The sequence below is a fragment of the Thalassospira sp. MIT1004 genome, from assembly GCF_001858545.1.
Classification (GTDB): Bacteria; Pseudomonadota; Alphaproteobacteria; order Rhodospirillales; family Thalassospiraceae; genus Thalassospira; species Thalassospira xiamenensis.
Genome location: NZ_MCAO01000042.1, coordinates 182,698 through 206,043 on the forward strand (window position 1 = coordinate 182,698; position 23,346 = coordinate 206,043).

At 55.0% G+C, this 23,346-nt stretch carries 20 protein-coding genes and 4 tRNA genes; 21 read left to right on the plus strand and 3 right to left on the minus strand.

Annotated elements, in window-relative coordinates:
- Nucleotides 1-45 precede the first annotated feature (45 nt).
- The gene (locus BC440_RS14885) at nt 46-339 is read right to left on the minus strand and encodes a CopG family transcriptional regulator (RefSeq protein WP_071240544.1); all 294 of its coding nucleotides are present in this window, start codon (nt 337-339) and stop codon (nt 46-48) included.
- 336 nt (nt 340-675) lie between these two features.
- Between BC440_RS14885 and BC440_RS14895 the strand changes: the two genes are divergently transcribed.
- Nucleotides 676-1,611, plus strand: a complete 936-nt coding sequence (locus BC440_RS14895; RefSeq protein ID WP_175484496.1) for a hypothetical protein — start codon at nt 676-678, stop codon at nt 1,609-1,611.
- 70 nt (nt 1,612-1,681) lie between these two features.
- Here the strand turns inward: BC440_RS14895 and BC440_RS14900 are convergent.
- Both BC440_RS14900 and rlmB read right to left on the minus strand, forming a co-directional pair.
- A tRNA-Thr gene (locus BC440_RS14900) sits at nt 1,682-1,758 on the minus strand.
- A 141-nt stretch (nt 1,759-1,899) separates the two neighbouring features.
- On the minus strand, nt 1,900-2,772 hold the full coding sequence (gene rlmB / locus BC440_RS14905) for a 23S rRNA (guanosine(2251)-2'-O)-methyltransferase RlmB (protein ID WP_071240401.1): 873 nt from the start codon (nt 2,770-2,772) through the stop codon (nt 1,900-1,902).
- A 193-nt stretch (nt 2,773-2,965) separates the two neighbouring features.
- Here rlmB and BC440_RS14910 point away from each other — a divergent pair.
- The 20 genes from BC440_RS14910 (at nt 2,966) to BC440_RS15005 (ending at nt 23,346) form a co-directional block, all read left to right on the plus strand.
- A tRNA-Tyr gene (locus BC440_RS14910) sits at nt 2,966-3,050 on the plus strand.
- Between the two features lie 37 nt (nt 3,051-3,087).
- Nucleotides 3,088-3,161, plus strand: a tRNA-Gly gene (locus tag BC440_RS14915).
- Between the two features lie 76 nt (nt 3,162-3,237).
- Nucleotides 3,238-4,428, plus strand: a complete 1,191-nt coding sequence (gene tuf / locus BC440_RS14920; RefSeq protein WP_040059651.1) for an elongation factor Tu — start codon at nt 3,238-3,240, stop codon at nt 4,426-4,428.
- A gap of 132 nt (nt 4,429-4,560) precedes the next feature.
- A tRNA-Trp gene (locus BC440_RS14925) sits at nt 4,561-4,636 on the plus strand.
- A 49-nt stretch (nt 4,637-4,685) separates the two neighbouring features.
- Entirely contained in the window at nt 4,686-4,883 is a 198-nt protein-coding gene (gene secE / locus BC440_RS14930) for a preprotein translocase subunit SecE (protein WP_007092435.1), read from the plus strand.
- 3 nt (nt 4,884-4,886) lie between these two features.
- Nucleotides 4,887-5,417 (plus strand): transcription termination/antitermination protein NusG, encoded by a 531-nt coding sequence (gene nusG / locus BC440_RS14935; RefSeq protein ID WP_071240402.1) that lies wholly within the window; start codon nt 4,887-4,889, stop codon nt 5,415-5,417.
- Nucleotides 5,418-5,520: 103 nt separating this feature from the next.
- Nucleotides 5,521-5,949: a 50S ribosomal protein L11 gene (gene rplK / locus BC440_RS14940; protein WP_007092433.1), complete on the plus strand. Its 429-nt coding sequence runs from the start codon at nt 5,521-5,523 to the stop codon at nt 5,947-5,949.
- 4 nt (nt 5,950-5,953) lie between these two features.
- Nucleotides 5,954-6,652, plus strand: a complete 699-nt coding sequence (gene rplA / locus BC440_RS14945; protein ID WP_007092432.1) for a 50S ribosomal protein L1 — start codon at nt 5,954-5,956, stop codon at nt 6,650-6,652.
- 282 nt (nt 6,653-6,934) lie between these two features.
- The gene (rplJ, locus tag BC440_RS14950; RefSeq protein WP_037991699.1) at nt 6,935-7,453 is read left to right on the plus strand and encodes a 50S ribosomal protein L10; all 519 of its coding nucleotides are present in this window, start codon (nt 6,935-6,937) and stop codon (nt 7,451-7,453) included.
- Nucleotides 7,454-7,499: 46 nt separating this feature from the next.
- The gene (rplL, locus tag BC440_RS14955; protein WP_071240403.1) at nt 7,500-7,877 is read left to right on the plus strand and encodes a 50S ribosomal protein L7/L12; all 378 of its coding nucleotides are present in this window, start codon (nt 7,500-7,502) and stop codon (nt 7,875-7,877) included.
- A gap of 364 nt (nt 7,878-8,241) precedes the next feature.
- Entirely contained in the window at nt 8,242-12,408 is a 4,167-nt protein-coding gene (gene rpoB / locus BC440_RS14960) for a DNA-directed RNA polymerase subunit beta (protein WP_007092429.1), read from the plus strand.
- Between the two features lie 105 nt (nt 12,409-12,513).
- Nucleotides 12,514-16,707: a DNA-directed RNA polymerase subunit beta' gene (gene rpoC / locus BC440_RS14965; protein ID WP_007092428.1), complete on the plus strand. Its 4,194-nt coding sequence runs from the start codon at nt 12,514-12,516 to the stop codon at nt 16,705-16,707.
- 374 nt (nt 16,708-17,081) lie between these two features.
- The gene (gene rpsL, locus BC440_RS14970) at nt 17,082-17,453 is read left to right on the plus strand and encodes a 30S ribosomal protein S12 (protein ID WP_007092427.1); all 372 of its coding nucleotides are present in this window, start codon (nt 17,082-17,084) and stop codon (nt 17,451-17,453) included.
- A 12-nt stretch (nt 17,454-17,465) separates the two neighbouring features.
- Complete coding sequence (rpsG, locus tag BC440_RS14975; RefSeq protein ID WP_007092426.1) at nt 17,466-17,933, plus strand: 30S ribosomal protein S7; 468 nt, start codon at nt 17,466-17,468, stop codon at nt 17,931-17,933.
- Between the two features lie 27 nt (nt 17,934-17,960).
- The gene (gene fusA / locus BC440_RS14980) at nt 17,961-20,042 is read left to right on the plus strand and encodes an elongation factor G (RefSeq protein WP_007092425.1); all 2,082 of its coding nucleotides are present in this window, start codon (nt 17,961-17,963) and stop codon (nt 20,040-20,042) included.
- A 28-nt stretch (nt 20,043-20,070) separates the two neighbouring features.
- Entirely contained in the window at nt 20,071-21,261 is a 1,191-nt protein-coding gene (gene tuf, locus BC440_RS14985) for an elongation factor Tu (RefSeq protein ID WP_040059651.1), read from the plus strand.
- A gap of 118 nt (nt 21,262-21,379) precedes the next feature.
- Nucleotides 21,380-21,688 carry a 30S ribosomal protein S10 gene (gene rpsJ / locus BC440_RS14990; RefSeq protein WP_007091508.1) on the plus strand — a complete coding sequence of 103 codons (309 nt, stop codon included), beginning with the start codon at nt 21,380-21,382 and terminating at the stop codon, nt 21,686-21,688.
- Between the two features lie 16 nt (nt 21,689-21,704).
- Entirely contained in the window at nt 21,705-22,421 is a 717-nt protein-coding gene (rplC, locus tag BC440_RS14995; RefSeq protein WP_007091507.1) for a 50S ribosomal protein L3, read from the plus strand.
- Between the two features lie 5 nt (nt 22,422-22,426).
- Nucleotides 22,427-23,047, plus strand: coding sequence for a 50S ribosomal protein L4 (gene rplD / locus BC440_RS15000; RefSeq protein ID WP_007091506.1), 621 nt, complete (start codon nt 22,427-22,429; stop codon nt 23,045-23,047).
- On the plus strand, nt 23,044-23,346 hold the full coding sequence (locus tag BC440_RS15005; RefSeq protein ID WP_007091505.1) for a 50S ribosomal protein L23: 303 nt from the start codon (nt 23,044-23,046) through the stop codon (nt 23,344-23,346). The genes rplD and BC440_RS15005 overlap by 4 nt, the downstream gene beginning before the upstream one ends.

Below are 23,346 nucleotides of genomic sequence, written 5' to 3' on the forward strand. Positions count from 1 at the left end.
TAAAGGCCCAGATTTCAGCAAGATCATTCTGGGCCGTGGCGGTGATCAGGAGCGGGAGCGGCTTTGTAATATCTTCTGCCCCCGTTCTGCGATTCTGTTGACGTCGAATGTGTCAACCCGTCCTTCTGCAATGTCCCTGTCGGCAACGGCGATATCTGCCCGCAAGGTTTCAAGCTCGGTTGCGCGGAGCTTGCGCTTATGCTGCCAGTCACGAAGGGCTTCACGGATGATCTCGCTGCTTGACGCATAGGCACCTTCGTTCAGGGCGGAACGCATGGTATGGGCCATTTCCCGCGTCACAGTGACAGTCATTCGTTCTATCGCATTGTTCTCGCCCATGATCATTCTCCAAGTCTTGATAGTATGACTATATCATACTTTATTGCCTTCATCATCTCTGATTGCGCGCATGGCGGGGCTGGGAGAGCGCACACAGGATTCCCGTTCCGGTTTTACCGAAAAACTGGCACTATCGCGCAAATCCCGCGATACGGGTCTATCGCGCCATTCAGGGCGTGATGGGGACGGCATTTGTTTTACTGGGTGGGCGGTTGATTGCGAATTGATTGATCTTTCGCAAATTGGAAAAGGCGATATTTGCTAAAGCAGGGGCATTTATTGTTACGTTTATCTAAGGTGCTAATTTGTACCTTTAAGGGTTTTAGGGGATATTTAGTGGCGCATCGGAACTTCAAAATTCCTTGGAACCTAGAAGATTGCTGTCCGTGTGGTAGTAATAATTCTTTTGGAAACTGTTGTTTCGATAAGAACTTTGGTTTTAAGGCTCGACGGCCAAATTTGAAACCGACAGGAGAATGCACTGGATATAGAAACCCTCGCTGTTATTTGGGGGTTAGTGCCAACTGCAGTAAAGAAATATCAAAGGAACACTATATTTCTCATAGCTTGCTTAAACAATTTGAGAGGCTAAGAGTTACCGGAATTCCTTGGGATCCAAATCCCATTGAGTTACCTGCAAAAAAACTAACTTCAAAAATTCTCTGTCAAAGGCACAACAACGCTCTATCAAAATTGGACGCTGAAGCAGGGCGTTTTTTTGAAGCCATAGATGACGCTATGAAGCATGCCTCAGAAAAATCACTTTCCAGAAAGGCAAAAAACTTTCTTCTTAATGGAGATGCTTTTGAATTGTGGGGAGTAAAGACCATAGCTGGTTTATACCACGCTAAAGTTTCTCAGGCTCATGGTCAGATTTTGAAGGGAAAGTACAGTATTTCAGACTCTACTATTTCCACTTCTTTGATGGGCCGTGGATTGCCTCAACCTTTAGGCTTGTATATCGGGCAGGCTGGGAACGCGATCCTCCCATCTCTAAAGTTTAGTCCATTCATTTCTGAAAAATTAGCTCTCACATCTGGCCTTAAGGTAATTATGGCTGGAGCTGAATTTGATTTTTTAATCGATACAAATGGCGCGAACTCGAGCTTCCTTCATAACAATCGTTACTACAGGCCAAGTATGGTCGAAATAATTGGAGCACGTAGAAATGCGAGGATTTTTCTAACTTGGGCTAATGATCTTGGAGTGATTAAAAAGGCCGTCACATTGAATCTGAGCAAATTCAAACGGCCTAATCCTGATTTCTTTTAAATGATTACGAAATTTAAGCAGCCAAAAGAAAACCCCGCAGCCAAAAGGCGATGCGGGGTTTTCTTTTTAATGGTGCCGGCAGAGAGACTCGAACTCCCAACCTTCGAATTACAAATCCGCTGCTCTACCAGTTAAAGCTATGCCGGCGTGGGCGGCGCGAAACATAGTCCGGGATGCGCGCGATTGCAAGCCTTTGATGCAGGGAAAATAGCATCAAATTTTGCGGCATATTTTCCCTGCTTCTGGCGGTGCCCTGGCTGCCGGGAATCCCGGCTTTGGGCCTTGTTCCTAGCGACGATACAGCTCGTACAGGGCAACTGCTGCCGCGTTGGACACATTGAGGCTTTCGATGCGGTCCGACATCGGTAGTTTGACGAGGAAATCGCAATTTTCACGCGTCAGACGGCGCAGGCCTTCGCCCTCGGAGCCCATGATGATGCCGACCCGGCCCTTGAGCTTGGCTTCGGCCAGTGTTTGTTCGGCATAGCCATCCATACCGGCCAGCCAGAAATTCGCACCTTTAAGTTTCTCGATGGTCTGGCTGAGGTTGCCCGCGTGAATATAGGGCACGGTTTCAAGCGCGCCGCTGGCCGATTTTGCCAGAACACCGGTTTCGGGCGGGGCGTGACGGTCCGGCACGATGACGGCAGCCGCGCCAAAGGCCGCCGCACTGCGGAGAATCGCGCCGACATTGTGCGGGTCGGTGACCTGATCAAGGATCAGGACCGTGCATTGTTCCTCGTCCCTTGTGTCGGCAATCAGTTCTTCGACCGAAATCTGGGGCAGGGGGGCGCAATGCATCGCCATGCCCTGATGGACGGTGCCCGGTGGCAGCATTTCATCCAGATCGGTGCGCCCGGCTGCGTCCAGCTGGACATCGGTGCGTTCGGTATCGGCGAGGGCAGCGACAATTTCATCACGCACGGCCTCGGACGCCCAGATTTTGTGAATCGTGCGTTGCGGATTGTAAATCGCGTTCAGAACCGGGTGACGACCAAATAGAATCAGGCGCGAAGCCCCACCGGCATTGCCGCCGTCACGACCGCGTTTTCGTCCGCGACGCGAATTGCCATCGCGTTTATCATCGTCTTGCGGGAAGCTGTCGCCCGGACCCGTCCCGGTCGAACGGTTGGCAGAACGTGAATTGTTGCGACGCGACATAATGGCGGAAACCTCCGGACGGTAAGGGTGTGAATGCTGTTTGTTTCGCTTTGGAACGAAAGCACGGGGAACATATAGGAAAGGAAATACGATTTCGTGTTTTTTTTGCTGTTGACAAGGAAGGGCCCTGCAACGTATTCCCTCCCTCGCCGAACGAAGCCGGGGGCAACCCCGACAACGTTTTGACCCTGATGGAGGGGTGGCAGAGCGGTCAAATGCAGCGGACTGTAAATCCGCCGACTTAGTCTACGCAGGTTCGAATCCTGCCCCCTCCACCATTCTCTCGCCCTCGCGAGAGCTCGCAATAAAAAATATGCGGGTGTAGCTCAATGGTAGAGCAGAAGCCTTCCAAGCTTACGACGAGGGTTCGATTCCCTTCACCCGCTCCAGATTTTATATGATCCCGTCGGCTCGTGCGGTGGGTTCTTACGTGTTTTTTTTGGTTCGGATTAGGATCTGAGTGTAATGGCTAAAGAAAAGTTTGCGCGTACAAAACCGCACGTGAACGTTGGCACCATCGGCCACGTTGACCACGGTAAAACCACGCTGACCGCAGCGATCACCAAAGTTCTCGCAGAGAGCGGCGGCGCATCGTTCCAGGACTACAGCATGATCGACAAAGCACCAGAAGAGAAAGCTCGTGGTATCACGATCTCGACCGCGCACGTCGAATATGAAACGGCGAACCGCCACTATGCGCACGTCGACTGCCCGGGCCACGCTGACTATGTCAAGAACATGATCACCGGTGCGGCACAGATGGACGGCGGCATTCTGGTTGTTTCGGCAGCTGACGGCCCGATGCCGCAGACCCGCGAGCACATCCTGCTCGCCCGTCAGGTTGGCGTTCCGGCCCTCGTCGTGTTCATGAACAAGGTTGACCAGGTCGATGACGAGGAACTCCTCGAACTCGTCGAAATGGAAATCCGTGAACTTCTGTCGTCCTACGACTTCCCGGGCGACGATATTCCGATCGTTAAAGGTTCGGCTCTTGCTGCCCTTGAAGGTCGTGATGACGCGATTGGCAAAGAAGCGATCCTGAAGCTGATGGAAGCTGTTGACAGCTACATCCCGGCACCGGAACGTCCGAAAGACCGTCCGTTCCTGATGCCGATCGAGGACGTGTTCTCGATCTCGGGTCGTGGTACGGTTGTTACCGGTCGTGTTGAAACCGGTATCGTCAAGGTTGGTGAAGAAGTCGAAATCGTCGGTATCAAAGACACCGTCAAAACGATTGTCACCGGCGTTGAGATGTTCCGCAAGCTGCTCGATCAGGGTGAAGCTGGCGACAACATTGGCGCGCTGCTGCGCGGCACCAAACGTGAAGACGTCGAACGTGGCCAGGTTCTGGCGCATGTCGGCTCGATCAAGCCGCACACCAAGTTCACCGCAGAAGCTTACATCCTGACCAAGGATGAAGGTGGCCGTCACACGCCGTTCTTCTCGAACTACCGTCCGCAGTTCTACTTCCGTACCACTGACGTCACCGGCTCGATCGAGCTGCCGGCAGGCACGGAAATGGTTATGCCGGGCGACAACGTCCAGATGACCGCGACCCTCATTGCACCGATCGCAATGGACGAAGGTCTGCGTTTCGCAATCCGTGAAGGCGGTCGTACCGTCGGTGCGGGTGTTGTTGCGAAAATCATCGAATAATTTTTGAAGATTTGCACCATTGGGTGCTTGATCTTTGATGTGCGGGCGGATATAAGCCGCCCGCACACCCTGCCGCCCGGGCAGGACTGTGTCGGAAAGGCCTGAAGAAATTCAACTTTCTGATTACCTTGTAGGAGTGTAGCTCAGTTGGTAGAGCATCGGTCTCCAAAACCGAGGGCCGTGGGTTCGAGTCCCTCCGCTCCTGCCATTTACCCGGGTCCTGGAATTGAATTTTTGAAAGCGGTGTAACCCCGACAATGGCTAAAACGTCGCCGGCACAATTCGTACAGCAGGTTCGCACCGAGGCCAAAAAGGTCTCGTGGCCGTCCCGCAAGGAAACAACCGTTTCGACCATCATGGTTTTCGTCATGGTGGCCTTGGCGTCTGTTTTCTTTTTTGTTGTCGATCAGCTTCTCGCCTGGGGCGTTCAGTTGATCTTTGGTGTCGGGGGTTAAGTCATGGCGCATCGCTGGTACGTTTTGCACGTCCATTCGGGTTTTGAGAAAAAAGTCGCCCAGTCGATCCGCGAGCAGTCCATCAAGAAAGGTCTTGAGGGCGAAATCAAAGAGGTCCTGGTTCCGACGGAAGAAACTGTCGAGGTTCGTCGCGGTGCGAAGGTTAATGCCGAGCGGAAGTTTTTCCCCGGTTACGTGCTGCTGAATATGGACCTGACGGATGAGAGCTGGCATCTGGTGAAGAACACCGCCAAGGTCACCGATTTCCTTGGCAGCCGTGGCAAGCCGATGCCGATTTCCGAAAAGGAAGCCCAGCACATCCTGCATCAGGTGCAGGAAGGTGTCGAGCGTCCGAAGTCGACCATTTCGTTCGAGGTTGGCGAGGAAGTCCGTGTTTCCGACGGTCCGTTTGCATCGTTTAACGGTGTCGTCGAAGGGGTTGATGAAGAACGTTCGCGCCTTAAGGTGTCGGTTTCGATCTTCGGTCGTTCAACCCCGGTCGAGCTGGAATATACCCAGGTCGAAAAGCTTTAACGAGCTTATCAAGTGAAGTTTCTGTTTGCGTGATGCAGGCAGTTTTTAAAGCGCGGGAGGTCAGCCATGATCGTACCGCGCGCTTCTGTAATGAGGTACTCTAATGGCGAAGAAAATCGACGGCTATATCAAGCTGCAGATTCCCGCCGGCAAAGCCAACCCGTCGCCGCCTGTCGGCCCGGCTCTTGGTCAGCGCGGCGTGAATATCATGGAATTCTGCAAGGCGTTCAACGCAGCGACCCAGCAGATGGAACCTGGGATGCCGATTCCGGTCGTCATCACCGTTTATTCCGACCGTTCCTTCAGCTTTGTCACCAAAACCCCGCCGGCATCCTACTTCCTGAAAAAGGCAGCAGGCATTCCGAAAGGTTCCGGTACGACCGGTAAAGGTTACATCGGTAAAGTGACCAAAGCACAGGTCAAGGAAATCGCGGAAGCCAAAATGGCTGACCTCAACGCATTTGACGTTGAAGGCGCGATGTCGATGATCGAAGGTTCTGCCCGTGCTATGGGCCTCGAGGTTGTGGAGTAAGACGATGGCCAAGACTGGTAAGCGCCTTGCCCAGGCTTATGAGGGCATCGACCGTAACACCCAGTACGAACTGACCGCAGCGGTCAAGCTCGTCAAGGATGGTGCAAAAGCGAAATTCGACGAAACCGTTGAAATCGCAATGAACCTTGGTGTTGATCCGCGTCACGCAGACCAGATGGTCCGTGGTGTTGTTTCGCTTCCGCATGGTACCGGTAAAACCATGCGCGTCGCCGTCTTCGCAAAAGACGCCAAAGCAGAAGAAGCCCAGAAAGCTGGTGCGGACGCTGTTGGTGCCGAAGACCTGATGGAAGCAATGCAGAAAGGCGATCTGAACTATGATCGCGTTATTGCAACCCCGGACATGATGGCTGTTGTCGGTCGTCTCGGTAAGGTTCTGGGCCCGCGCGGCCTGATGCCGAACCCGAAACTCGGCACCGTGACCATGGATGTTGCCCAGGCTGTTTCCGATGCCAAAGCTGGCCAGGTTCAGTTCCGCGCTGAAAAGAATGGTATTGTCCATGCCGGTATCGGCAAGGCATCCTTCAGCGAAGAACAGCTTGTTGAAAATGCCAAGGCATTCGTTTCTGCGATCGTCAAAGCAAAACCGACAGGCGCAAAAGGTGTATACCTTCAGCGCGCCGCCATCAGCTCGACCATGGGCGCTGGCGTGAAACTGTCGATTGCGGACATCGCATCGAAGTAATTCAAGAATTCTGACCGGTCGCATGCGGCCGGTCAGGACCGGAGAGGGTTGCAAGATCCTCTCTACCTGTCTGTCCCAGACTGCAGGTGAACGGTATCTGCCGTTCTTAATCTCCTGCATAGGCAGAGGTTCCGGTTTTTAGTTTTCCCCGGTTAACGGGGCATCACAAAAGGCTTGGACATCTGGCAAACGGACGGGCGTCACAGACCGGTTCGAAAGGACTGGTCACGTCTGTGAACCCCCCATGGGGTTCAGGGCAATAAGCAATGTCGGAGACTTAAAGTGAACCGCGATGATAAAACACAGTTCGTAGCAGAAATGCGCGAAGTGTTCGAAGGTGCGGAAGGCGTTATCGTTACCCAGTACAAAGGGTTGACGGTTGCGGAAATCACCGCTCTTCGTGCGCAGATGCGTGATGCTGGTGCGGGCTTCAAGGTCACCAAAAACCGGCTTACGCGACTTGCTCTGGAAGGCACCAAATTTGCTGGTCTTGCAGACCACTTCACCGGCCCGACCGCGATCGCCTATTCGGCTGATCCTGCGTCGGTCGCGAAAGTGGCCTCAACGTTCGCAAAAGCCAATGACAAGCTCGTTCTTGTTGCTGGCGCCATCGGTGAACAGATTCTGGACGAACAGGGCGTTAAAGCTCTGGCAGAACTGCCGTCGCTGGACGAACTGCGCGCGAAACTGGTGGGTATGATCCAGACCCCGGCACAGCGTATCGCTACGCTGACCTCCAAGCCGGCGGCCCAGATTGCCCAGGTGCTGAAGGCATACGCCGAAAAAGGCGAAGCCGCGTAACCCAATTTACCAACTTATCCAAGTTCAAGCCTAGGAGTTTATACAAATGGCCGATCTTAAGGCACTCGTTGACGAGCTTTCGAAGCTCACCGTTCTTGAAGCTGCAGAACTTTCCAAACTTCTCGAAGAAGAGTGGGGCGTTTCCGCCGCTGCTCCGGTTGCTGTTGCTGCTGCTGGTGGCGCTGCTGCCGGTGCTGCTGCTGCAGAAGAAAAAACCGAATTCGACGTTATCCTGGCTTCTGCTGGTGACAAGAAAATCAACGTCATCAAAGAAGTTCGCGCAATCACCGGTCTTGGCCTGAAAGAAGCCAAAGACCTGGTCGAAGGCGCACCGAAAGCTGTTAAAGAAGGCGCGTCGAAAGACGAAGCCGAGTCGATCAAGAAGCAGCTTGAAGAAGCTGGCGCAACCGTCGAACTCAAGTAATCGACGGCTTCTTGCCAAGGTTTGGGTCGGCGGCCTTCGGGTCGCCGACCTATCCGTCTCTACGGTGCGGGCAATGGGTGTCCGGTCTGTCGGGACGCGAAAAGGAAATTTACGGTTGACGCTGCCAAAGGTAATCGTACATAACGTAAGGCCGTTTAGGTCAGAGGTTATCTTTGACGGCGTCGACAGCCGAGGGATCAGTGATCTCATTCATGTTGGATGTCACATAACATCCACGGTCATAATCAAGTGAACGCCCGCCCCGTACGGGGCTCGGGCGTCGTTGTGCTGTATGCTTTCCGCATAATGGCACGGGGACGAACGAGTTACGACGGTGTGGGGAGGCGCGATTAAAGGAACGATGATGGATAAGTCCTTTACCGGTCGAAAGCGCATCCGCAAGAGCTTTGGACGGATCAGCGAAGTCGCTCCGCTCCCGAACCTGATTGAGGTTCAAAAGAATTCTTACGACAAGTTTTTGCAGACTGGTACCCCGCGGGAGCAGCGGGACGATGCCGGCCTCCAGGAAGTGTTCAAGAGCGTCTTTCCGATTAAAGATTTCTCAGAGCGCGCAACCCTCGAATTTGTGTCGTATGAGCTGGAGCAGCCCAAATACGATACCGAGGAGTGCCGTCAGCGTGGCATGACCTTTGCCGCGCCGCTGCGCGTGACACTGCGTCTGGTTGTCTGGGATATTGACGAAGATACCGGTGCCCGTTCGATCCGCGATATCAAGGAACAGGACGTGTATATGGGCGACATGCCGCTCATGACCGAACACGGTACCTTTATCGTGAACGGCACCGAGCGTGTTATCGTCTCGCAGATGCACCGCTCGCCGGGCGTCTTCTTCGACCACGACAAGGGCAAAAGCCACAGCTCGGGCAAGTACCTGTTTGCTGCGCGCGTGATCCCGTATCGCGGGTCGTGGCTCGATTTCGAATTCGACGCGAAAGACATCCTGTATGTCCGTATCGACCGTCGCCGCAAACTGCCGGCGACCACGCTGCTTATGGCTCTTGAAAACGAAGAGTCCCAGGCCCTGCGTGCCCAGCGTGCCGAAGAAGGCCGCTCGGTTGATCCGTCGGAAATCGAAGGCCTGACGCCTGAAGAAATCCTCAACTATTACTATGAGTCAGCAGAATACCGCCGGACCAAGGATGGTTGGGTAACCGATTTCAATGCAGATCGCTATATCGGTCAGAAGCTGGTCTTTGACCTGCTTGACGCCGACAGCGGTGAAGTTGTTGCCGCGGCTGGCAGCAAGATCACCAAGCGTTCGGCAGCCAAACTGGTCGAGCAGGGTGTCAAACACATCCTGGTGCCGGAAGAACAGCTTAACGGCTGGTTCATGGCAGAAGACCAGATTGACGGTGAAACCGGTGAAATTCTTGCCGAAGCCGGCCACGAACTGACCGAAGGTGTGTTCGAGCAGCTGAAAGAATGGGGTGTCGACACCGTTCGTCTGCTGATGATCGATCACAACAATGTCGGTGCGTATCTGCGCAACACCGTTGCCCTTGACAAGAACAGCAACCGCGAAGAAGCCCTTGTGGACATCTATCGCGTCATGCGCCCAGGCGAGCCGCCCACCATCGAGGGTGCGGAAGCCATGTTCAAGGGTCTGTTCTTTGACTCGGAACGTTACGACCTCTCGGCTGTTGGCCGTGTGAAAATGAATGCGCGCCTTAATCTGGAATGCCCGGATACGGTTCGTGTTCTGCGTCGTGAAGACATTCTGGAAGTCGTCCGCGTTCTGATCGACCTGAAAGATGGTCGTGGCGAAATCGACGATATTGACCATCTTGGCAACCGTCGTCTGCGTTCGGTCGGCGAGCTGATGGAAAACCAGTTCCGTGTTGGCCTGCTGCGTATGGAACGTGCGATCCGCGAGCGTATGAGCTCGGTCGAGATCGACAACGTCATGCCGCATGACCTGATCAATGCGAAGCCGGTTGCGGCTGCTGTTCGTGAATTCTTCGGCTCTTCGCAGCTGTCGCAGTTCATGGACCAGACCAACCCGCTTTCGGAAATCACCCACAAGCGTCGTCTTTCGGCACTTGGACCGGGCGGTTTGACCCGTGAGCGTGCAGGCTTTGAAGTTCGTGACGTTCATCCGACCCACTATGGTCGTATCTGCCCGGTTGAAACGCCGGAAGGTCCGAACATTGGTCTGATCAACTCGCTGGCGACCTTTGCCCGCGTCAACCAGTACGGCTTCATCGAAAGCCCGTACCGCAAGGTTGTCGATGGTGTGGTTACCCCGGAAGTCATCTATCTCTCGGCCATCGAAGAAGGTCGCTATGTCATTGCACAGGCGAACGAACCGCTGACCAAGGAATTCGGCTTCGAAAACGAACTGATCAACACCCGTAAAGCCGGTGACCACTATATGGCCCGCTCCGAAGAGATCGACCTTATGGACGTCTCGCCGAAGCAGCTGGTGTCGGTCGCATCCGCGCTCATTCCGTTCCTTGAGAACGATGACGCGAACCGCGCACTGATGGGTTCGAACATGCAGCGTCAGGCGGTTCCGTTGATCCGCTCCGAAGCGCCGTATGTCGGGACCGGTATGGAAGTTCCGGTGGCACGTGATTCGGGTGCAACCCTGATCGCACGCCGTGATGGTGTTGTTGAATCCGTTGACGCGACCCGTATGGTTATCCGCGCAACCGGTGACATCGCCGCATCGGAATCGGGTGTCGATATTTACACCCTGCTGAAATATCAGCGTTCCAACCAGGGCAGCTGCATCAACCAGCGTCCGCTGGTGAAGGTGGGCGATGTTGTCGAAAAAGGCGACATCATCTCGGATGGTCCGTGTACCGATATGGGTGAACTTGCCCTCGGCCGTAACGTGCTGGTCGCGTTCATGCCGTGGAACGGTTACAACTTCGAGGATTCCATCCTTCTGTCCGAGCGTATCGCACGTGATGACGTTTATACCTCGATCCATATCGAGGAATTCGAAGTCATGGCCCGCGATACCAAGCTGGGTCAGGAAGAGATCACCCGTGACATTCCGAACGTCGGTGAAGAAGCGCTCAAAAACCTCGACGAGGCGGGCATTGTTTACATCGGCGCGGAAATCAAACCGGGCGATATCCTTGTCGGTAAAGTGACGCCGAAGGGCGAAAGCCCGATGACGCCGGAAGAAAAACTTCTGCGCGCCATCTTCGGTGAAAAAGCATCCGACGTCCGTGATACGTCGCTGCGTGTCCCGCCGGGACAGTTCGGTACCGTTGTTGAAGTCCGCGTGTTCTCGCGTCGTGGCGTTGACAAGGACGAACGTGCCCTGGCAATCGAACGTTCCGAAATCGAACGTCTTGCAAAAGACCGTGATGACGAACGTGCGATCCTGGAACGCAACTTCTATGGTCGTCTGAAAAACCTGCTGCTTGGCCAGACCCTGGTCGATGGACCGAAAGGTCTGAATGGCGAGATCACCGAAGACGCCCTTGCGGGTGTTGCACGTGGTCTGTGGCGTCAGATTGCCGTTGCTGATGACAGTGTCATGTCCGACATCGAAGCCCTGAAGAAACAGTTCGAGGAATCGATTGCTGTTCTGCAGGCTCGTTTCGACGACAAGGTCGACAAGCTTCAGGCTGGTGACGAACTGCCGCCGGGTGTGATGAAGATGGTCAAAGTCTTTGTTGCGGTTAAGCGTAAAATGCAGCCGGGCGATAAAATGGCCGGCCGTCACGGGAACAAGGGTGTCGTATCGCGCATCATGCCGATGGAAGACATGCCGCATCTCGAAGACGGTACGCCTGTCGATATCGTTCTGAACCCGCTTGGTGTTCCGTCGCGTATGAACGTCGGCCAGATCCTTGAAACCCACCTTGGCTGGGCGTCACGTGGTCTGGGTGAACAGATCGGCGAGCTTGTCGATGCTGTTACCGATGGTCGTGCCGAGATGGACAGCCTGCGTGGCAAGCTCAATGAAGTGTACGAGGACGAGCAATACGTCACCGGCATCAAAGAGCTGAGCGATGGCGATGTTATCGAGCTTGGGAACAACCTGCGTCGTGGTGTGCCGATGGCAACCCCGGTCTTTGACGGTGCACGTGAACCCGATGTGGTTCGCATGCTCGAAAAAGCAGGCCTTGATGGTTCTGGCCAGGTCGACCTTTATGATGGTCGTACCGGTGAGAAATTCCATCGCAAGGTGACCGTGGGCTACATCTACATGCTCAAGCTGCATCACCTGGTTGACGACAAGATCCATGCCCGTTCGATTGGTCCGTACTCGCTTGTTACCCAGCAGCCGCTGGGTGGTAAGGCACAGTTCGGTGGCCAGCGTTTCGGGGAGATGGAAGTGTGGGCACTCGAAGCTTACGGTGCTGCCTACACCCTCCAGGAAATGCTTACTGTCAAGTCGGACGACGTTTCAGGCCGTACCAAGGTCTATGAGGCGATCGTTCGTGGCGAAGACACCTTCGAGGCGGGCATTCCGGAATCCTTTAACGTTCTCGTTAAAGAACTTCGGTCGCTTGGTCTCAATGTCGAGCTTGAGCAAGACGACGTTTAAGAGCTTGGCGGGCGGGTACCATTCGGGTAACCCGTCCGCCATCAAGCATCTTTCGGCCTGAAATTGGCGAAACCCGGCGAGACCGGGCATAGCGGGAGAGCCTTTATGAACGAGTTGATGAAGATCTTCGGGCAGCCGCAGGGCACCCAGAGCTTCGATCAGATCCGGATTCAGATCGCCAGCCCGGAGCGTATCCGCTCCTGGTCGTTCGGCGAGATCAAGAAACCGGAGACCATCAACTACCGGACCTTCAAACCGGAACGCGACGGCCTGTTCTGTGCGCGCATTTTTGGTCCGGTGAAGGATTACGAATGCTTGTGCGGCAAGTACAAGCGTATGAAATATCGCGGCATTATCTGTGAGAAATGCGGCGTCGAAGTGACTCTGGCCAAAGTTCGTCGTGAACGTATGGGCCATATCGAACTGGCGGCACCTGTTGCCCATATCTGGTTCATGAAGTCGCTGCCGAGCCGTCTGGGGCTGCTGCTGGACATGACGCTCAAGGATCTTGAGCGCATTCTGTATTTCGAAAACTATGTGGTCATCGAGCCGGGGCTGACCCCGCTCAAGATGGGTGAGCTTCTTTCAGAAGATCAGTACATGACCGCACAGGAAGAGTATGGCGAAGACAGTTTCCGTGCCGGTATCGGTGCCGAAGCGATCCGCGACATGCTTGCAGCGATCGATCTTGATGACGAACGCGAAACCGCGAAAATCGACCTCAAGGAAACCAATTCCGAAGCCAAGCGCAAGAAGCTGGTCAAACGCCTGAAGCTGATTGAAGCTTTCCAGGAGTCCGGTGCGCGTCCGGAATGGATGATCCTTGAAGTGATTCCGGTCATTCCGCCAGAACTGCGTCCGCTGGTTCCGCTGGATGGTGGCCGTTTCGCAACGTCCGACCTTAACGACCTTTACCGTCGTGTGATCAACCGTAACAACCGTCTGAAGCGCCTGATCGAGCTTCGTGCGCCCGATATCATCGTGCGTAACGAAAAACGTATGCTTCAGGAATCGGTTGATGCGCTGTTTGACAACGGCCGTCGCGGTCGTCCGATCACCGGTGCCAACAAGCGTCCGCTCAAATCGATGTCGGACATGCTTAAAGGCAAGCAGGGCCGTTTCCGTCAGAACCTTCTGGGTAAACGCGTCGACTATTCCGGTCGTTCGGTTATTACCGTGGGTCCGAACCTGAAACTGCATCAGTGCGGCCTGCCGAAGAAAATGGCGCTCGAACTGTTCAAGCCGTTCGTCTATGCGAAGCTTGAGCTGTACGGGATGGCAACCACCATCAAGGCTGCAAAGCGTATGGTGGAAAAAGAGCGTGCCGAAGTCTGGGATATCCTTGAGCAGGTTATCCGTGAACATCCGGTCATGCTTAACCGTGCACCGACCCTTCACCGTCTTGGTATCCAGGCGTTCGAGCCTACCCTGATCGAAGGTAAGGCGATCCAGCTGCATCCGCTCGTTTGTACGGCTTTCAACGCCGACTTCGACGGTGACCAGATGGCCGTTCACGTGCCGCTGTCGCTTGAAGCACAGCTTGAAGCACGTACCCTGATGATGTCGACCAACAACATCCTTTCGCCGGCTTCGGGTAAACCGATCATCGTGCCGTCGCAGGATATTGTCCTTGGTCTGTACTACATCTCGATGGAACGCGACGGTCAGCCGGGCGAGGGCATGTCCTTTGTCAATATCGCTGAAATCGAACAGGCACTTGATGCCGGTGTTGTGACCCTGCATTCGAAAATCAATGCACGTTACAAAACCGTCGATGAAAACAACGAGCCGATCACCATCCGTGTTCAGACCACGGCTGGCCGTATGTTGCTGTCCGAACTGCTGCCGCGTCATCCGCGCATCCCGTTCGCGACCATCAACAAGCTGCTGACCAAGAAAGACGTGTCGAACGTTATCGACGTCGTCTATCGTCACTGTGGCCAGAAAGAGACCGTTATCTTTGCTGACCGCATGATGGGTCTTGGCTTCAACTGGGCATGCAAAGCCGGTATTTCGTTTGGCAAGGATGACATGATCATTCCGGAAGCCAAGGAAACCCTGGTTGGTGCGACCCATGACAAGGTCAAGGAATACGAGCAGCAGTATCAGGACGGTCTGATCACCCGCGGTGAGAAATACAACAAGGTCGTCGACGCCTGGTCGCAGTGCACCGATGACGTTTCCGAAGCGATGATGAAAGTCATCTCGGCAACGGCAGAAGGTGACAATGTGAACTCGGTTTACATGATGGCGCACTCCGGTGCCCGTGGTTCTGCTGCCCAGATGCGTCAGCTGGCTGCCATGCGCGGCCTGATGGCAAAGCCGGATGGCTCGATCATCGAGACCCCGATTATCTCGAACTTCAAAGAAGGCCTGACCGTGCAGGAGTACTTCAACTCCACCCACGGTGCCCGTAAAGGTCTGGCCGATACCGCATTGAAAACGGCGAACTCGGGTTATCTGACCCGTCGTCTCGTCGACGTCGCGCAGGACAGCATCATCACCCAGCATGATTGCGGTACCGAACGTGGCCTCGACATTGCTGCGGTTGTCGACTCCGGCGAAGTTATCGAGACGCTGTCTGATCGTATCCTCGGTCGTTTCACCGCTGACGAGATTGTCAATCCGTCAACCGGCGAAGTCATCGTTCCGAAGAACGAAATGGTTGTCGAAGATCACCTTGATCTGATCGAAAAAGCAGGCGTCGAAATGGCGCGTATCCGCTCGGTCCTGACCTGTGATGCCGAAACCGGCGTTTGCGGCCATTGCTATGGTCGTGACCTGGCACGTGGTACCACGGTGAACATTGGTGAAGCTGTCGGTGTTATCGCCGCGCAGTCGATCGGTGAGCCGGGCACGCAGCTTACGATGCGTACGTTCCACATTGGTGGTGCGGCACAGCGTGGTGCGGAAGTTTCGGGTGTCGAAGCCAACTTCGATGCGACCGTCAAACTGAAGAACCGTGCCGTCGTTACGAATTCGAGCGGTGTCATGATTGTCATGGCACGTAACCTCGAAATCCTGCTGATCGACAAGACCGGCCGTGAACGTGCGAAATACCGCGTCCCGTACGGTGCGAAATTGCTTGCTGATGACGGTGACCAGATCACGCGCGGCCAGAAACTGGCCGAATGGGATCCGTACACCCTGCCGATCATCACCGAGAAAGAAGGTTATGTGAACTATGTCGACCTTCTCGAGAACGTAACCATTCGCGAAGTCTATGACGAAGCGACGGGTATCGCCTCGAAAACGGTTATCGACTGGAAGAGCATGCCGAAGGCATCCGACCTTAAGCCGCGCGTTACGCTTCGTAACGAAAACGGCGAGGTCATCAACCTGGATAACGGCCTTGAAGCCCGTTACTTCCTGTCGGTTGATGCCATTCTCTCGGTTGAGAACGGTCAGAAAGTCAACGCCGGTGACGTGCTTGCACGTATTCCGCGCGAAGGGTCGAAAACCCGTGACATCACCGGTGGTCTGCCGCGTGTGGCTGAATTGTTCGAGGCACGCAAGCCGAAGGACCACGCCATCATCGCCGACATCGCTGGTCGTGTCGAGTTCGGTAAGGACTACAAGAACAAGCGCCGTGTCATCGTGCACCCGCTTGAAGATTCTGGTCTGACCGAACCGGTTGAATACATGATCCCGAAAGGCAAGCATCTTGCCGTTCAGGAAGGGGACTTCGTAGAGAAGGGTGACCAGCTGCTTGATGGCTCGCCGGTTCCGCACGATATCCTTCGCGTCATGGGCGTTCCGGCACTGGCCGATTACCTGGTCAACGAAATCCAGGAAGTCTACCGTTTGCAGGGCGTTAAGATTAACGACAAGCACATCGAAGTCATCGTTCGTCAGATGCTTCAGAAAGTGGAAGTGACCAAAACTGGTGACACCACGCTTCTGGTTGGCGAAATCATCGACCGTGTCGATTTCGATGCCGAAAACGAACGTGCCGTTAAAGAAGGCGGCGAACTGGCCGAAGCTGCACCGGTCCTTCAGGGGATCACCAAAGCATCGCTCCAGACGCATTCCTTCATCTCGGCCGCGTCGTTCCAGGAAACCACACGCGTTCTTACCGAAGCAGCCGTATCGGGCAAAACCGATACCCTGATCGGTCTGAAAGAAAACGTGATTGTGGGTCGTCTGATCCCGGCAGGTACCGGTGCGGTGATGAACCGCTTCCGCGCCCTTGCCGCCGAACGCGACAAGAACGTACAGATCGAGGCAGAAGAGGAAATCGGCGACAATTTCGGCCCGCAGGCCGGTGCCGAGTCCCCGTCCTTGCCTGCCGGCGAGTAATATCGCCGCGCAAGCTTGTTAAAGAATCAGAGGCGAACCGGGAATTTTCTATCGATGCACCGGTTCGCCTCGGCGTTTGAAGCGCCAACTCGAAGGCCCACAGGGTTTTGCTTGACGCGAAATGGGGCCGTCACTAGTATGCGCCCACCGAATCTCGGGGGGTGTAGCTGTGTCGGTGCCATTTTGTTTGGCAGCGGGCGGTTTTGCCCCCCGTCGCTTGAGTGCGACTCTAACGGCCGTCGAGGGCAGGGTGATCCTGCGTAATGGGCGGTCCGTATTTGCGTTTGCAGGTTTTGCAAAGGCATGCGGTCGTTCGTCGTGCGTCGATAGAGCAGCGCCCTTGTGGCGTCCGTTAAAGTACAAAGGGAAAGTTAATGCCCACTATCAACCAGTTGATCCGCAAATCGCGGACTCCGCGCACCCAGCGCGACATGGTTCCGGCACTGGAAGCCTGCCCGCAGAAACGCGGCGTATGCACCCGTGTCTACACCACGACCCCGAAGAAGCCGAACTCGGCACTTCGTAAGGTTGCTCGTGTCCGTTTGACCAACGGCTACGAAGTGACCAGCTATATTCCGGGTGAAGGTCACAACCTGCAGGAACACTCTGTCGTCATGATCCGTGGCGGCCGCGTAAAGGATTTGCCGGGTGTGCGTTACCACATCATTCGCGGTACCCTCGATACGCAGGGTGTCAAAGACCGTAAACAGCGTCGTTCGAAATACGGCGCGAAACGCCCGAAATAAGGAGCAGCTCAGATGTCACGTCGTCACGCTGCTGAAAAGCGCGAAGTTTTGCCTGACGCCAAATATGGCGATAAGGTTCTGACCAAATTCATGAACGGCCTTATGCTCGACGGTAAGAAATCCGCCGCAGAAAAGATCGTTTATGGTGCACTGGAAGTTATGGAAGGCAAGGGTGCCGATCCGGTTGCCCAGTTCCATGAAGCCATGGACAACGTCAAGCCGAACGTCGAAGTGCGTTCGCGCCGTGTTGGTGGTGCTACTTACCAGGTTCCGGTTGAAGTTCGTTCCGAGCGCCGTCAGGCACTGGCCATTCGCTGGCTGGTTGACGCTGCTCGCAAGCGTTCCGAAACGACCATGGTCGGTCGTCTCGCCGGTGAACTGATGGACGCAGCCAACAACCGTGGCTCGGCCGTCAAGAAGCGCGAAGACACCCATCGTATGGCCGAAGCCAACAAGGCTTTCGCTCATTACCGCTGGTAATTCAGACCTCAAGATCAAGAGTCGATTATGGTACAACGTACTCCGATCTCTCGGTATCGCAACATCGGCATCATGGCTCACATCGATGCTGGTAAAACGACGACCACCGAGCGAATTCTATTCTACACCGGCAAGTCCTACAAAATCGGCGAAGTCCACGACGGCGCCGCAACCATGGACTGGATGGAACAGGAACAGGAACGCGGCATCACGATTACGTCTGCTGCGACGACCTGCTTCTGGAAAGATAACCGCATCAACATCATCGATACCCCGGGCCACGTTGACTTCACGATTGAAGTTGAACGTTCGCTTCGTGTTCTCGATGGTGCATGCGCTGTTTTCGATGCCGTTTCCGGTGTTGAACCGCAGACCGAAACCGTATGGCGCCAGGCTGACAAGTACAACGTTCCGCGTATGTGCTTTGTCAACAAGATGGACCGTACCGGTGCGGACTTCTTCCGCTGCGTCAAGATGATCAAAGACCGTCTCGGTGCCAACGCGGCTGTCATGCAGCTGCCGATTGGTTCCGAAATGGAATTCGAAGGCGTTGTCGACCTTGTTGCCAACAAGGAAATCGTCTGGAAAGACGAAAGCCTTGGCGCCGAGTTCGAATATCGCGACATTCGCGATTCGCTCAAAGACCAGGCTGAAGAGTACCGTGAAGCTCTGATCGAACAGGCTGTTGAGTGTGACGAAGCTGCCATGGAAGCTTACCTCGAAGGCGAAATGCCGTCCGAGGAAGTTCTCAAGAAGTGCATTCGTAAAGGTACGCTGAAAGGCGAACTGGTTCCGGTCCTTTGCGGTACTGCGTTCAAGAACAAAGGCGTTCAGCCGCTTCTTGATGCCGTCATCGATTACATGCCGGCTCCGGACGACATCGAAGACGTGCGCGGCATCAAGCCGGGCACCGAAGACGAGCCGGACTCACGTCCGCTGAACGACGAAGCACCGTTCTCCGGTCTTGCATTCAAGATCATGAGCGACCCGTTCGTTGGCTCCCTGACCTTCGTTCGTATTTATTCCGGTATGCTTGAAGCCGGTTCTTACGTTCTGAACTCTGTCAAAGAGAAAAAAGAACGTATCGGCCGTATGCTGCTTATGCATTCAAACAACCGCGAAGAAATCAAATACGCTTGCTCGGGCGACATCGTTGCTCTGGTTGGTCTGAAGGATACCACCACCGGTGATACCCTTTGTGACACGGCCAAGCCGATCATCCTTGAGCGTATGGAATTCCCGGATCCGGTTATCGAGATCGCTGTAGAGCCGAAATCGAAAGCCGACCAGGAGAAAATGGGTCTCGCCCTTGCACGTCTTGCACAGGAAGATCCGTCGTTCCGCGTCAAAACCGACCACGAATCCGGCCAGACCATCATTTCCGGTATGGGCGAGCTTCACCTCGACATCATCGTCGATCGCATGAAGCGTGAATTCAAAGTCGAAGCAAACGTCGGCGCGCCGCAGGTTGCTTATCGTGAGACGATTTCCCAGGAAGTCGACATCGATTACACCCACAAGAAACAGTCGGGTGGTTCGGGTCAGTTCGCACGTATCAAGTTGACCTTCACCCCGGGTGAACCGGGCAGCGGGTTCTCCTTCAAGGACACCGTCGTTGGCGGTAACGTTCCGAAGGAATACATTCCGGGTGTTGCCAAGGGTCTTGAAACCTCGCTTAACAGCGGTGTGATCGCCGGGTTCCCGGTCACCGACTTCTCGGTCACCCTGACCGACGGTGCGTATCACGACGTTGACTCGAGCGTGATGGCCTTCGAAATCGCAGCTCGTGCCGCATTCCGTGAAGGTCTTGCGAAAGCTCGTCCGAAGCTTCTCGAGCCGATCATGAATGTCGAAGTTGTGACGCCGGAAGAATACATGGGCGACATCATTGGTGACCTTAACAGTCGCCGTGGTCAGGTCCGTGACATGGATTCCCGTGGTATTGCACGCGTTGTTAGCGCGTTTGTCCCGCTGGCGAACATGTTCGGTTACGTCAATACGCTGCGTTCCATGTCCCAGGGCCGTGCCCAGTTCGTGATGCAGTTCGATCATTACGCCGACGTCCCGCAGGCAGTTGCGGACGAAGTCAAGGCCAAGTCGGCCGGCTAAGGCGAAGCCAGAATAAACGGAGTTAGAAATGGCTAAAGAAAAATTTGCCCGTACAAAACCGCACGTGAACGTTGGCACCATCGGCCACGTTGACCACGGTAAAACCACGCTGACCGCAGCGATCACCAAAGTTCTCGCAGAGAGCGGCGGCGCATCGTTCCAGGACTACAGCATGATCGACAAAGCCCCGGAAGAGAAAGCTCGTGGTATCACGATCTCGACCGCGCACGTCGAATACGAAACGGCGAACCGCCACTATGCGCACGTCGACTGCCCGGGCCACGCTGACTATGTCAAGAACATGATCACCGGTGCGGCACAGATGGACGGCGGCATCCTGGTTGTTTCGGCAGCTGACGGCCCGATGCCGCAGACCCGTGAGCACATCCTGCTTGCGCGTCAGGTTGGCGTTCCGGCCCTCGTCGTGTTCATGAACAAGGTTGACCAGGTCGATGACGAGGAACTCCTCGAACTCGTCGAAATGGAAATCCGTGAACTTCTGTCGTCCTACGACTTCCCGGGCGACGATATTCCGATCGTTAAAGGTTCGGCTCTTGCTGCCCTTGAAGGTCGTGATGACGCGATTGGCAAAGAAGCGATCCTGAAGCTGATGGAAGCTGTTGACAGCTACATCCCGGCACCGGAACGTCCGAAAGACCGTCCGTTCCTGATGCCGATCGAGGACGTGTTCTCGATCTCGGGTCGTGGTACGGTTGTGACCGGCCGTGTTGAAACCGGTATCGTCAAGGTTGGTGAAGAAGTCGAAATCGTCGGTATCAAAGACACCGTCAAAACGATTGTCACCGGCGTTGAGATGTTCCGCAAGCTGCTCGATCAGGGTGAAGCTGGCGACAACATTGGCGCGCTGCTGCGCGGCACCAAACGTGAAGACGTCGAACGTGGCCAGGTTCTGGCACATGTCGGCTCGATCAAGCCGCACACCAAGTTCACCGCAGAAGCCTACATCCTGACCAAGGATGAAGGTGGCCGTCACACGCCGTTCTTCTCGAACTACCGTCCGCAGTTCTACTTCCGTACCACTGACGTCACCGGCTCGATCGAGCTGCCGGCAGGCACGGAAATGGTTATGCCGGGCGACAACGTCCAGATGACCGCGACCCTCATTGCACCGATTGCAATGGACGAAGGTCTGCGTTTCGCAATCCGTGAAGGCGGTCGTACCGTCGGCGCGGGCGTTGTTGCCAAGATCATCGAGTAATTTTCTCTTGATCTTTGTGAAGCGGGCGGCTATGTAAGCCGCCCGCAACACTTTTGCGGCAATCGTCAACTCCAGTTGAGGGGCCGGTGTCCTTTTGAGGGCTCCGGTACATAATTACATGGATAGTCAGAACATTCGCATTCGCCTGAAGGCGTTTGACCATCGCGTGCTGGATCAGTCCACGCGCGAGATCGTCAATACGGCGAAGCGCACTGGCGCAGAGGTCCGCGGCCCGATTCCGCTGCCGACCCGCATTGAGAAATACACTGTTCTGCGGTCTCCGCACATCGATAAGAAATCGCGTGAGCAGTTCGAAATCCGTACGCATAAGCGTCTTCTCGACATTGTCGACCCGACTCCCCAGACCGTTGATGCTCTGATGAAGCTCGACCTGGCTGCAGGCGTCGACGTCGAGATCAAACTTTAATCGGGAGTAAGCCGCAATGCGTAGTGGACTTATTACCCAGAAGGTTGGCATGACTCGCGTCTTCACGGACGAAGGCGTGCACCTTCCTGTCACCGTTCTGAAAGTCGATAACCTTCAGGTCGTTGCTAATCGTACCAGCGACACCGACGGTTACGTTGCTGTTCAGCTTGGCTATGGCAAAGCAAAAGTGAAAAACGTATCGAAGCCGATGCGCGGTCACTTTGCAAAAGCCAAGGTTGAGCCGAAAGCCAAACTTGCTGAATTCCGCGTTAGCGAAGATGCGCTGATCGAAGTCGGTGCCGAACTTTCGGCAACCCACTTTGTTGAAGGCCAGTACGTTGACGTCATCGGCACCTCCATCGGTAAAGGTTTTGCCGGTGCGATGAAGCGCCATAACTTCGGTGGTCTGCGTGCGTCGCACGGTGTGTCTGTATCGCACCGTTCGCATGGTTCCACTGGTCAGTGCCAGGATCCGGGCCGCGTCTTCAAAGGTAAGAAGATGGCTGGTCATATGGGTGCGGCGCGCGTAACCGTTCAGTCCCTGAAAATCGTCTCTACCGACGAAGCAAAGGGTCTTGTTCTGGTTCACGGTGCTGTCCCGGGTCATGCCGGCGCTTATGTCCTTGTCAAGGATGCCGTGAAACGTGCTGCACCGGAAGGTCTGCCGTTCCCGGCCGCGCTAAAGGGTGCTGCCCCGGCTGCTGAAGAAGCTGCCGCCGAGGATAAGGAATAAGCATCATGAAGCTCGACATTCTTAAACTTGACGCGTCCAAGGCCGGTAACATCGATCTCGCAGAAGAGATCTTTGGTCTGGACGTTCGTCGTGACATCCTGCACCGCATGGTGAACTGGCAGTTGGCAAAACGCCGCGCCGGTACCCACAAGGTAAAGGAAAAAAGCGAGATCTCTGCGACCACGAAAAAGTTCGTACGTCAGAAGGGCAGTGGCGGTGCACGTCACGGTTCCCGTAAAGCCGTACAGTTCCGTGGTGGTGGTGTAGCGCATGGTCCGCGTGTTCGCGATCATTCGCACGATCTGACCAAGAAATTCCGTAAGCTCGCGCTGAAAACCGCTCTGTCGGCCAAAGCAAAGGACGGTAAGCTTATCGTTCTGGACTCCGCGGAATTCTCGGACGCCAAAACCAAGAATCTGGTCGCTGCTTTCGCTAAGCTCGGCTGGAAATCTGCACTGATCATTGACGGTGCGCAGATCAATGAGGGCTTTGCACGCGCTGCGCGCAACATCCCGCAGGTTGATGTGCTGCCAGAGATTGGTGCTAACGTCTATGACATCCTGCGCCGTGACACCCTGGTGCTGACCAAGGGTGCGGTCGAAGCGTTGGAGGCACGTCTCAAATGACGATCATCAGCAAAGAGCGGATGTACGAAGTCATCCGCGCCCCGCATATCACTGAAAAGTCGACGCTGATTTCTGAACACAACGCCGTTGCGTTCAAAGTTGCGATCGACGCCACCAAGCCGGAGATCAAGGCTGCTGTGGAAGGTCTGTTCGGGGTGAAGGTCAAGGCGGTCAATACCTCTGTGGTAAAAGGCAAGACCAAGCGTTTTCGCGGTACTGTCGGTCGCCGGAGCGATTTCAAGAAAGCGATGGTTACCCTCGAAGAGGGTCAGTCCATCGACGTGACGACGGGAATCTAA

Bases quoted from the DNA above. Each gene is read 5' to 3' on its own strand.
- BC440_RS14885 (WP_071240544.1), bottom strand. From the start codon at position 339: ATGGGCGAGAACAATGCGATAGAACGAATGACTGTCACTGTGACGCGG.
- rlmB (WP_071240401.1), bottom strand. From the start codon at position 2,772: ATGTCGCGTCGCAACAATTCACGTTCTGCCAACCGTTCGACCGGGACG.
- tuf (WP_040059651.1), top strand. From the start codon at position 3,238: ATGGCTAAAGAAAAGTTTGCGCGTACAAAACCGCACGTGAACGTTGGC.
- secE (WP_007092435.1), top strand. From the start codon at position 4,686: ATGGCTAAAACGTCGCCGGCACAATTCGTACAGCAGGTTCGCACCGAG.
- nusG (WP_071240402.1), top strand. From the start codon at position 4,887: ATGGCGCATCGCTGGTACGTTTTGCACGTCCATTCGGGTTTTGAGAAA.
- rplK (WP_007092433.1), top strand. From the start codon at position 5,521: ATGGCGAAGAAAATCGACGGCTATATCAAGCTGCAGATTCCCGCCGGC.
- rplA (WP_007092432.1), top strand. From the start codon at position 5,954: ATGGCCAAGACTGGTAAGCGCCTTGCCCAGGCTTATGAGGGCATCGAC.
- rplL (WP_071240403.1), top strand. From the start codon at position 7,500: ATGGCCGATCTTAAGGCACTCGTTGACGAGCTTTCGAAGCTCACCGTT.
- rpoB (WP_007092429.1), top strand. From the start codon at position 8,242: ATGGATAAGTCCTTTACCGGTCGAAAGCGCATCCGCAAGAGCTTTGGA.
- rpoC (WP_007092428.1), top strand. From the start codon at position 12,514: ATGAACGAGTTGATGAAGATCTTCGGGCAGCCGCAGGGCACCCAGAGC.
- rpsL (WP_007092427.1), top strand. From the start codon at position 17,082: ATGCCCACTATCAACCAGTTGATCCGCAAATCGCGGACTCCGCGCACC.
- rpsG (WP_007092426.1), top strand. From the start codon at position 17,466: ATGTCACGTCGTCACGCTGCTGAAAAGCGCGAAGTTTTGCCTGACGCC.
- fusA (WP_007092425.1), top strand. From the start codon at position 17,961: ATGGTACAACGTACTCCGATCTCTCGGTATCGCAACATCGGCATCATG.
- tuf (WP_040059651.1), top strand. From the start codon at position 20,071: ATGGCTAAAGAAAAATTTGCCCGTACAAAACCGCACGTGAACGTTGGC.
- rpsJ (WP_007091508.1), top strand. From the start codon at position 21,380: ATGGATAGTCAGAACATTCGCATTCGCCTGAAGGCGTTTGACCATCGC.
- rplC (WP_007091507.1), top strand. From the start codon at position 21,705: ATGCGTAGTGGACTTATTACCCAGAAGGTTGGCATGACTCGCGTCTTC.
- rplD (WP_007091506.1), top strand. From the start codon at position 22,427: ATGAAGCTCGACATTCTTAAACTTGACGCGTCCAAGGCCGGTAACATC.
- BC440_RS15005 (WP_007091505.1), top strand. From the start codon at position 23,044: ATGACGATCATCAGCAAAGAGCGGATGTACGAAGTCATCCGCGCCCCG.